General features: G+C 59.9%; 11 protein-coding genes and 1 other RNA gene. 2 read left to right on the forward strand and 10 right to left on the reverse strand.

Annotated elements, in window-relative coordinates; all coding sequences use genetic code 11:
- Positions 1-36: 36 nt before the first annotated feature.
- From BMZ42_RS13790 to BMZ42_RS13830, 10 genes are all read right to left on the reverse strand, one after another.
- The gene (locus tag BMZ42_RS13790; RefSeq protein WP_091523484.1) at positions 37-1,746 is read right to left on the reverse strand and encodes a peptidoglycan D,D-transpeptidase FtsI family protein; all 1,710 of its coding nucleotides are present in this window, start codon (positions 1,744-1,746) and stop codon (positions 37-39) included.
- Positions 1,743-2,117, reverse strand: coding sequence for a cell division protein FtsL (gene ftsL, locus BMZ42_RS13795; protein ID WP_091523487.1), 375 nt, complete (start codon positions 2,115-2,117; stop codon positions 1,743-1,745). The genes BMZ42_RS13790 and ftsL overlap by 4 nt, the downstream gene beginning before the upstream one ends.
- 6 nt (positions 2,118-2,123) lie before the next feature.
- Entirely contained in the window at positions 2,124-3,140 is a 1,017-nt protein-coding gene (rsmH, locus tag BMZ42_RS13800) for a 16S rRNA (cytosine(1402)-N(4))-methyltransferase RsmH (RefSeq protein WP_091523488.1), read from the reverse strand.
- Positions 3,137-3,604 carry a division/cell wall cluster transcriptional repressor MraZ gene (gene mraZ, locus BMZ42_RS13805; RefSeq protein ID WP_091523491.1) on the reverse strand — a complete coding sequence of 156 codons (468 nt, stop codon included), beginning with the start codon at positions 3,602-3,604 and terminating at the stop codon, positions 3,137-3,139. The genes rsmH and mraZ overlap by 4 nt, the downstream gene beginning before the upstream one ends.
- Positions 3,605-4,243: 639 nt before the next feature.
- An RNA gene (gene rnpB / locus BMZ42_RS13810) (RNase P RNA component class A) lies at positions 4,244-4,639 on the reverse strand.
- 72 nt (positions 4,640-4,711) lie between these two features.
- Positions 4,712-5,317, reverse strand: a complete 606-nt coding sequence (locus tag BMZ42_RS13815) for a lytic transglycosylase domain-containing protein (protein WP_091523494.1) — start codon at positions 5,315-5,317, stop codon at positions 4,712-4,714.
- Positions 5,318-5,514: 197 nt separating this feature from the next.
- Complete coding sequence (locus BMZ42_RS13820; RefSeq protein ID WP_091523496.1) at positions 5,515-6,279, reverse strand: N-acetylmuramoyl-L-alanine amidase; 765 nt, start codon at positions 6,277-6,279, stop codon at positions 5,515-5,517.
- Complete coding sequence (locus BMZ42_RS13825; RefSeq protein WP_091523498.1) at positions 6,276-6,986, reverse strand: J domain-containing protein; 711 nt, start codon at positions 6,984-6,986, stop codon at positions 6,276-6,278. Before BMZ42_RS13825 ends, BMZ42_RS13820 begins: the two co-directional genes overlap by 4 nt.
- Before the next feature lie 134 nt (positions 6,987-7,120).
- Positions 7,121-7,297, reverse strand: coding sequence for a hypothetical protein (locus BMZ42_RS18050; protein ID WP_175556727.1), 177 nt, complete (start codon positions 7,295-7,297; stop codon positions 7,121-7,123).
- 134 nt (positions 7,298-7,431) lie between these two features.
- Complete coding sequence (locus BMZ42_RS13830) at positions 7,432-8,796, reverse strand: serine hydrolase domain-containing protein (protein ID WP_091523501.1); 1,365 nt, start codon at positions 8,794-8,796, stop codon at positions 7,432-7,434.
- A 192-nt stretch (positions 8,797-8,988) separates the two neighbouring features.
- Between BMZ42_RS13830 and BMZ42_RS13835 the strand changes: the two genes are divergently transcribed.
- Together BMZ42_RS13835 and BMZ42_RS13840 are read left to right on the forward strand one after the other, a co-directional pair.
- A complete protein-coding gene (locus tag BMZ42_RS13835) occupies positions 8,989-9,798 on the forward strand; it encodes a glycoside hydrolase family 25 protein (protein WP_091523503.1) in 810 nt (269 codons plus the stop codon).
- Between the two features lie 63 nt (positions 9,799-9,861).
- On the forward strand, positions 9,862-10,133 hold a 272-nt coding region (locus tag BMZ42_RS13840; RefSeq protein WP_139207906.1), incomplete at its 3' end, for a transposase.

The following is a 10,133-nucleotide window of genomic DNA, read 5'->3' on the forward strand; positions in this document are numbered from 1 at the left end:
TGTCCCCGTGCGTGGACTCCCCCTTCCGCGCAAGAATCAATTTGAAGAAACTAGAAGGGCCTGACTTTCATGGCCGAAATCGGGCTTTACGCCAAGCATTGCGGCAGATCGGCGGATAATATCGGCTGCCACCTGCGTGGTGTTGACACCGGCTGTCGCACCACCACCGGGACGATCCGGCTGTGGTTCGTCAAGCACCGTCAGCACGACGTAATCGGGATCGTTGACCGGGAAGCCGGCGAGAAACGCGTTGAAGCGCTTGCCGCTGACATATCGGCCATTGACGACCTTTTCAGCCGTACCGGTCTTGCCGCCGACAAAATAGCCCGGAACTTCGCCCCGCTTGCCCGATCCCTTTTCGACATTCAGGCGGAACAGGTAGCGCATCATCTGGCTGGTGCGCGGGCTGATCACCTGCTGTGCCACCTGGTCGGCTTCTGCTTCGCTGCGCGGCAGGAATGTCGGCTGCATCAGCTTGCCGCCATTGAGCATCGCCGCGCCCGACATGGCGGTCTGAAGCGGCGTGGTCGCGACGCCATGCCCGAAGGCGATGGTGATCTGGTTGATGCGCTTCCATTCGGCAGGCTCCGTCGGCCGCGCAACCTCCGGCAATTCCGTTTCCATCCGGTCGAGAAGACCGATCTGACGGAAAAATGCCCGGTGCTCGTTCACCTCCACCGTCTCGGCCATCCGCGCCGTTCCGATGTTGGAGGAGAAAATGAACACTTCAGGAACCGTCAGCACGCGCCCCTTGCCGTGAAAGTCGCGGATCGTGTGACGCGCGATCTGGATCGGTCGCGTGGCGTCAAAGCGACTGTTGAGCGTGGCCGTGCCCTTTTCGAGCGCCATCGCGACGGTGAACCCCTTGAAGGTCGAGCCCATCTCGTAAACGCCCGCCGACATGCGATTGAGACGGTCCTTCTCATGCGCATTGAACGGGTTGTTGGGGTCGAAATCGGGCAGCGAGGCCATCGCAAGCACTTCGCCGGTGCGCGCATTCAGCACCACCGCGCCCGCCGCAAGCGCCTTGTAGCGTTCCATCGCGCGTTCAAGCTCATCGCGCACGATGTGCTGCACCCGCAGGTCGATCGACAGACGCACAGGCTCAAGATCGCGCGCGACAGCCAGACCGCTGGCCTGCAGGTCGGCAAGCCCTTGGTCGTCAACATATTTCTCCATCCCGGCAATGCCTTTATTGTCGACATTGACCAGGCCGACTATGTGCGCAGCCGTCGGACCGCCGGGATAAAAACGTCGCTTTTCACTGCGGAAGCCGATGCCGGGAATGCCCAGCTGCATGATGGCCTGCTCCTGGCGCGGCGTCAGCTGACGACGCAACCACATGAAACCGGCATCGCTCTGCAGGCGATTATAGGTCTGCTCGACATTTAGATCGGGAAGCACCGTCAGCAGCTTTTCGAGCGCTTCGTCGGCATCCACGATGCGCCGCGGTTCGGCAAACAATGACGAGGTGTTGATGTCGGTCGCCAGAACCTGACCATTGCGATCGACGATATCAGGGCGTGATGCCGTGACCCGCGACGGCCCCGGTCCGCCCTGTTCAAGCTCCTGCGTTCCAAACCAGACCAGCCGGCCGGCAATGACGCCATAGATCGCAAAGAAGACGGCCATCGTCATCAGGATGCGCGTGCGCCCCTGCCCGCCAGCCGATTTCGCCAGTCCTTCCAACACAATCGGTTCGGAATTGTCTTGAAGTCTGCGCTTCTTCCGCCAGCGACCGATCATGGCGTCACTCCACTGGTAGTCGTCCCATCGATGGTGCTGGTCGCCATTCCGCCGGTTCCCGAACCAAAGAGGTCTTCAATTCTCAGCTCTCGCTTCGGCAGCTCGGCGATGGTCGAGAACTGATGCGCCTCGACAGGCGCGAGTTTGAGTTCGCCCTGATAGGCTTCGGCAAGGCGCTGCAACCGTGCCGGCTGGGTCATCAGGCTCCAGTCGGCTTTCAGAAGGTCAATCGTGTCTTCCTCGAAGCGGATCGCCGCTTCCAGCTTGCGAAGCTTCGAAAGCTCGGCTTCCGCGCTGTGCTTGGTGGTATAGGTAAAGCCCGCGGCGGCAACCATCACCGCGATCAGCACAATGTCCGTGGTTCTGAACACGTCGCGCTACCTTTCCCTCGTTGCATCCGCCGCGGGCAGCGACGGCAGTCCAAATAGTGAAATATTCTCGTCCCGCGCGGCTGCATCCGTGCGCACGGCAGCGCGCAGCTTCGCCGAACGTGCGCGCGAGTTTTCGCGTGACTCCGCCTCGCTGGCCGCAATCACGCCACCCGCCTTGTCAAAGGTCGGGAGCTTCTGGGCAACAGCAGGCAAATGGCGTGAACCGGACGCATTGCTGGAACGCTCGGTGATGAACTTCTTGACCACGCGGTCTTCAAGCGAATGAAACGTCACCACCACGAGGCGGCCGCCCGGTTTCAACGCGCGTTCCGCCGCAAACAAAGCATGCGCTAGTTGGCCCAGCTCATCATTGACGAAAATGCGCAAGCCCTGGAAAGAGCGCGTCGCGGGATGAATCCGGTCTTTCGGGTTGTTGCCGAGAACGCCCTCAATAGCATCGGCCAGATCGCGGGTCCGCTCGAAAGGTCGCATGAGGCGTCGCTTCTCGATCATCCGCGCGACACGGCCCGCATGGCGCTCTTCGCCGAGCAAACCGAAAATCCGGATCAGATCCCCGACCTTGAAATTGTTGACGATATCGGCAGCCGTCGGCCCTGACTGCGCCATGCGCATGTCGAGCGGACCATCGCCCCGGAACGAAAAGCCACGCTCCGCCTGATCCAGCTGCATCGAGGACATGCCGATGTCGAGCACGATCCCGTCAACAAGCTGTTCCGAAACTTGGTCCAGATCCGAAAACACGCCATGCACGAGGCGCAGCCGCCCCTCGAATGCGCGCTCCATATCGCGCCCGGCGGAGATCGCATCCGGGTCGCGATCAATCGCTATGACATTGGCGCCGGTGTCGAGGATTGCGCGCGTATAGCCACCCGCACCGAAAGTGCCGTCGATGAATGTCTCGCCTGCCGCTGGTTTCAGGGCAGCAAGCACTTCGTCGAGCATGACCGGAATGTGGCGGGCCGGTCCGCCACCGGCAACTTCATCGCCGTGACCCGCCATCATTCCGCGCCCCCACCCACAGCACCAGACATTCCTGCCCGGCGCATTTCCAGCAGCCGCTCCCGCACCTGCGCCCCATAGGTTGCAAGACGGGACGGCTCCCAAATCTGAAAGAAGGTGCCGCGTCCGACAAATGCCACGTCCGACGTTATTCCAGTATGGTCCCGAATGAAATCCGTCACCGTGATGCGTCCATCCTGATCCAGCTTCAGGAAATCGCTGTCGCCGTGAACAAAAAAAGACATGTCGTCAGCCGTCTGCATGAACGGGTCTTCCATTGCGATACGCTGCTCGTATCGGTCGAGAAGATCGAGGCCACCGACATCGAGCGCCGGTCGATCCAGCGCCTTCAAGGCATAAAGTTCCTGATATCCGCGCCGCTGCACCACCGCACGAAAATGCGCAGGCACCGAAACCCGCCCTTTCGAATCGATCCGGTTGATGGCGCTGGATAGAAAACGGTCCATGACCCTGTAGTGCCGCCTCTGTCCTCGCGCCCTCGGGCGTCCGCGTTGCTGCTGACCAAAACCCTGCAAACCGCCCGAACGAAGCACATACGCAACCCCGCCAGCTCGCCGTGGCGATGACCGGTTTGGGATACGCTTCACTCTGGACTGAACAGTAGTCGTGATTGCACTCAAGGGATAACATGGGCCTATATGGGCGTCAACGGGATTAGCCTGCACCACCACGTGCTCGACCGGGTCGCTGACGGAACAAACGCAACCTCGTATTTATGCTCCATTAAGCTTAATGAAGGGTTTAGAGGGGCTGAAATTCCCAAAGGCGAACGTGCATTCCAGTGCCCGAATTTGCCCGGATGATATGACCCGCACGGGCTGGAACAGCTTGCCAAGGAACTCGCGCTATTGTCGCGCGAACCAACCGGAAAACGTCGTTTCCGCGCCTCATCGCCATCAAGATGACCAAAGTGCGTTCGTTTGCTGCCAAAATTTGACGAAAAGCTTCCAAGCCCTTGTTATCGAACGCTTTCTCGCATCATGGCGGATTATTCCATCCACCTGCGAAATATCTCGCTCTCGAACGGGCGGGCGCAAGCGACGATCCGTGGAAGATCGTCGCAGCAGATGCGGAACGGAAACTGAAGCGCCAGTTGGCCTGTAAGCCGGGTTCTGTACGGCCGGGCAGTCCGAAGACAGCCCGACGCGGCGACCATTCTTCTTGGATGGACGTTGCCGTCCACCTCACGCAACCTACCCGGATGACTGGGCTGGAAACCGCCCCGAGAGTTTCCCCTCGCGCCATCCCTATTCGGTCTTGCTCCCGGTGGGGTTTACCTTGCCGCTTCTGTTACCAGTCGCGCGGTGGGCTCTTACCCCACCCTTTCACCCTTACCCGGCATGCCGGGCGGTATTCTCTCTGTGGCACTTTCCCTGGGGTCGCCCCCGCCGGCCGTTAGCCGGCACCGTGTTTCCTGGAGCCCGGACTTTCCTCACCGGCAACCTTTCGGTTCCCGCCGGTGCGGCCGCCCAGCCAACTGGCAAGCGTATAAAGGGAGTTGGCGCACAAAATGCAACCGGAAACACGGTCAGCGAACAGGGAATATCGTCAAATCACGCGGGGCCCATATGGCGCTTGACCTTGGCGCAATATCCCGCCGAGACCTTGTTCATGCGCTTGGCGCCATGGCCGGCATTGTATTTGAGGATCGTACTGCACGTGTCGCCACCACCAAGCTGCTGCGCCTTTGCAAGATATTTCATGCCAAAGCGAATGTTGGTTTCCGGATCGTACAGACCCTTTACGGAACCGGAATAGCCCATCATGCGGGCCGTAGCGGGCTTGATCTGCATCAGCCCGATTTCACCCGCGCTGCCACGCGCATTGGGCCGATAATTGCTTTCGATGGTCACCACCGCATGCGCGAGCGCAATCGGAACACCGTTTTTCTGGGCATGTTTGGCGATGATCGCGTCAAATGATGAGCGGGTCTTTGCCGGCTTCACCTTGGGGGCATCTTTGGCGGGCTTTGCCTGCAGTATGGAAGCGGTCGTCGTCTGGTCTACAGCCGGCTTTCCATTGAAGCGAGTGGGGAATTTTTCCTTCAGATATTCTGATGTCGTCGGCTGGATGATGTGCGCCGAAGTGCTGTGGGCGTAGGGGGCAAAGGAGACCAGGCCGGCAACGAGAGCTGCCGCTACAAAGCTCAAATTTTTCATGCTTTCCGTTCTTGTTGTTCAGCCGCGATACGGGACTACGCGGCAGTGAGGCTTTTACGGTTCGGTGCTTGGGATCACCGCGCCGCGTGCAAGAACGGGCATAAGCCGGGAGATTTGGGGCCAATGATGACCCCGCAAGTCACTTTCCATGACTCACTGTAACAGTGATTGCTAAATTTCAATGAGGTTGTACGCGCTCAGGAAACGGGGGCTTCAATCGTGGTCAGCAGACTGTGCAACGTCTCGATCGTCGACTGATCGGCGACGCCATCGACCCGTGCCGGCCTGAAATGCCGCTGGAAAGCCTCGACCACATCGCGTGTCTGTTGGTCAAATACGCCACTGATTTCAAGCCCGTAGCCGTAAATCGACAGCATCGACTGCAGTGCTTCCACCGGCTGCCCGCTGTCCCCCATTGCCAGGAACCGTCCCCCTCGCACCGGCGCTGGCGCGACCAGATGCCCGACACCCTGGTCTGCAAGCCAGCTCCACGGAAAGCGTTCGCCCGGATCGGTCTTACGCCCCGGCGCGATATCGGAATGGGCCAGAACGCGCTCTTGTCGAATGTTCCAGCGTTGGCAGATGTCAGATGACAATCTCGCGACCGCCTCCATCTGCACGTTTGGAAACTCCGGAAAACCTGCCAGCGGACCGGGATTCACGATTTCGATGCCGATGGAAAATGAGTTAACGTCCGTCAGCCCGCGCCAGGAACCTTTCCCCGCGTGCCAGGCCCGATCTGCTTCGCGCACCATCTGCACGACACGGCCATCTTCATGCACGAGATAGTGGGCGGAAACTTCGCTGTCGGTCGAGCACAACCATGCTTCCGCTGCGTCGCCGCTCTCCATGCCGGTATAGTGGAGGATCAGGCAATCCGGCGTTCTGCCGTCGCGTCGCGGTCCGAAGTTCGGGGAGACGCGAACATCTGCCCCGGCGAAATCAGGAGCAAAACCGGTCATGCCTTTTGCCTGCTGCGCTCGATGAATTCATAGGCCGAGTTGATCGAGGCAAGGCGCGCATTGGCAATCGCCACAAACTCCTCCGGCACACCGCGTGCGATCAACCGGTCGGGATGATTTTCGGCAACCATCTTGCGATAACGCTTGCGCACCTCCTCGAACGACGCGCCGCGCTCCAGCCCCAGGATCAGCCATGGATCGGCCTCGCCCAGAACCGCATGGCGCGACAGGATCGTCTGGAAATGCTCATCGGAGATCGAAAATATTTCTGCAACACGCTCCAGGAAGGCGACCTCCCTCTCGTGGACATGGCCATCCGCCTTGGCGATATGAAACAGCCCGTCAAGGATATCTTCGAGCAACTCGCAATTCCTGTCACCCGACCCGCAAAGACCCGCCAGTTGTTCGGCATAGATCTCGAACCCTGCAATATCCTGCTTGGCCAGATCGAACAGGCGCGCGACGTTGCGCGTTTCTTCCGGCGGGACGATGAAGATTTCCTGGAAAGCGCGAAACTCGTTCTGGGTGACAATCCCGTCCGCGCGCGCCATCTTGGCGGACAGAGCGATCATTGCGATGGAAAACGCCACCCGGCGGCGCAATTCCGGATCGCCTGCAAACACCGTGCGCACCGTCTCGATCACCGACGACAGGACGTCGGCGGAAACGGTTTTCAGAAAATCACCAATGCGGGACCAAATCGACATGCAAGGTTCATAAGATGAATCGCGCACGGTGGCGAGACTGCAATTCGTTCAGAAGGTGCATCCGGACGTACAAACAGAAAGACCGGAGCAAGTCCGGTCTTTCTTGAAAAGCTGCGATGACGCTGCTTTGCGGCTCAGTTGGTCGGCGCTGCTGGCGGCGGGGTCGCCGGGTTCGGATTGGCAGCGGGAGCTTCCTGCGTCGTCGGTGCGCTCTCAGGAACGGCCTGCGTCGTGGTGCCGTCAGTGTCGCTGCAGGCAGCAAGACCCAACAGGGCGAAACCGGAAAGGGAAGCGAGGACAATTTTCTTCATGGCGAATCTCCTTCTTCGTAATCGCCGTCAGCTTGCGCCGGGCGTTCCCAACCAGAATGTTCCGCGCACCGATCCGTTTCATAACGTTGTGTGACTCGCTGTAAGTCTGCCTTGAGGTCGCGCCACACAAACCCTCATTGCAAAGCGGCAGACAAGGCTGCGATCATCGGCTGAGGGCGATAAGCATGCTTGGATGGCGTCAGCCCCAGCCGCACCACAACGAGATTGCTCGACGGGCTGACCGCTATCGACTGCCCATCATGGCCACGCAGCCAGAATGTATCGGCCGGAACACCCTGACGCAGATTGTCCTCTTCCCCCGGTCCCTGCAGCCAAAGCTGACCACGTGCATAGACACCCTTTGAAGCGCTGGCCTCCTCGCGCATCCAGTCGACATAGCCTGCCGGCAGGATCTGGCTTCCACCCCATGCACCATCCAGCCGCAGCATTTCGCCGAAGCGAGCCCAGTCCCGGCCGGTGGCGTAGAGATAGGACGAGCCGACATAGGTGCCGCGCGCATCGGCTTCCAGAACCGCGCTGGTCATGCCCAATGGCTCGAAGATCGCCTTTCGCGGCCAGGCCAGGGCATCCGCCTGAGCGTCGAACGCATCCTGCCAGATGCGCGACAACAAGACGGTGGTGCCGCTCGAATAGTTGAACACCTCGCCGATCGGCCCGACCAGTGGCTTTTCAGACGCAAAGCTTGCCATGTCCGGCTGCAAATAGAGCATGCGCGTCACATCGGTGACGTCGCCATAATCCTCGTTGAACTCAAGTGCGCTCGACATCGCCATCAGGTCGGCAACCGTAATCGCGGCACGGTCATCCCCCGTCCACTCTTCGAACAGCTCGTCCTGCTCGACCGACATGCGCCCTTCCCCAACCAGCGTGCCGATGATCGCTGCCGTCACCGTCTTGGTCATGGACCAGCCAAGCAGCGGTGTTTCGGCGGCAAAGCCTTCGCCATAACGCTCGGCGGCGATCCGCCCGTTGTGAACCACGACGACTGCCCGCATGCCAGGGCCGGTCATCGCCGGATCGTCGAGGATAGCGGCAAGCTGCGGGTCTTGCGTTGGCTCGACCACATTCCCCTCGGGCCAGATATTTGTCATGTCGGGAGCTGGCCCTGCCGCAACCGCGGGCATTGCCGTCAGCTCATGACCAGAAGGCAGAGACGAGCAGCCCGCGCCCGGACGATGCACGGCGCGGCTTTCGCCGAACAACCCCAGCAAGGAAGCCGAGACCGTGCCGCTCGCATCATCCACCTTGACGGTGACATAGCCGAGAACGGGATGCCCCGGCGCCTGAACGTCAATCGCCAGAACCGATTGCGGGTCGCGCCCGGCAAGAAACGCATTGGAGCAAACCATCTTGGCCGAATAGGCAGTCGCGACGCGAATAAGATCCGGAGGCGCGACAAACAGCCAGCCCGCGACCGCGATCACCGCCGCAACGAGGACGAGCACAATCCATTTCACGATTTTCCCAAGCATACGCATGTCGCCCCCTCAAGCTTTCGTCGTATTACGGCGTCATCCCTGATGACAATGATGTGAAGTCTTGTGCGGGCCAGCCGAAAAATCAATCCTGCCCGCGCGTTTCGCGCATCGAGAATGAATGCCAGCGATGACGGATGGGCGTCCTTCTACTAAAGCTGGCATATTCTTGATTCGCACTCTTGCGGGGAATCCATGCTGCGACTGCTGACACTCGGCCTGCTCATACTTCTGAGCGCATGCACGACCGGAGGCTATAATCTAGCCGATCTGGCTCCTTCGGGCTCAAATGTCAGCGCCGGGCACGTGGCGGTCACCCATCCGCGCTTTGGCGATCACAAACCGCACCCATGGGATCGGCGCGCACCATGGACCTATGCCGTGCATGGAACGGACGTCTCGAAATATCAGGGCGCAGTCGACTGGCAAAAAGCCCGTGATGCAGGAATTTCCTTCGTCTTCATCAAGGCGACAGAAGGCGGCGACCGCGTCGATGAATTCTTCAAGCCCCACTGGAATGGCGCGCGCGCGGCGGGCATCCCCCGTTCCGCCTATCATTTCTATTATTTCTGCCGTCCTGCCCACGAGCAGGCGCAATGGTTCATCCGTAACGTTCCGCGCGAGGCTGGCAGCCTTCCCCATGTGCTCGACATGGAATGGAACCACATGTCGCCGAGTTGCAAATTGCGCCCCCCCGCCGCAACGGTGCAGTCGGAAATGAAGATCTTCCTTGACATGATCGAGCGCCACTATGGCAAGCGACCGATCATCTACACCAGTGTCGACTTCTATCAGGACAATCGGCTGCACGAGTTCAAGGGATATCAGTGGTGGCTGCGCTCAGTCGCCAACCACCCTGACATCATCTACAATCGCCAGCCGTTCCTGTTCTGGCAATATACCGGCACCGGCGAGGTGCCTGGCATCAATGGCGAAGCCGACATCAACGTCTTCAACGGCTCCGCTGCCCAGTGGCGCGCCTGGCTCCAGACGAACGGACGCTAGGCTCAGGACCCATTGATTTAGAGGAATGGGTGTGATTCAGACGGGCGTATAGGAGCCTGACTGATGAGCAATTTGTTTTGGCTGACGGACGAGCAAATGGCTCGTCTTCGGCCCTATTTTCCCAAGAGCCATGGTCGCCAGCGCGTTGATGATCGACGCGTTCTGAGCGGCATCATCTTCGTCAACCGCAACGGGCTCAGGTGGTGCGATGCGCCGAAGGAATATGGCCCGGCGAAGACGCTTTATAACCGCTGGAAACGCTGGGGCGACAAAGGCATCTTTATCCAGATGATGGAAGGCCTGGCTGTGCCTGAAGCTGCAGAGCACAAGACCAT

It is taken from the genome of Aquamicrobium aerolatum DSM 21857, from assembly GCF_900113935.1.
Taxonomy (GTDB): Bacteria; Pseudomonadota; Alphaproteobacteria; order Rhizobiales; family Rhizobiaceae; genus Aerobium; species Aerobium aerolatum.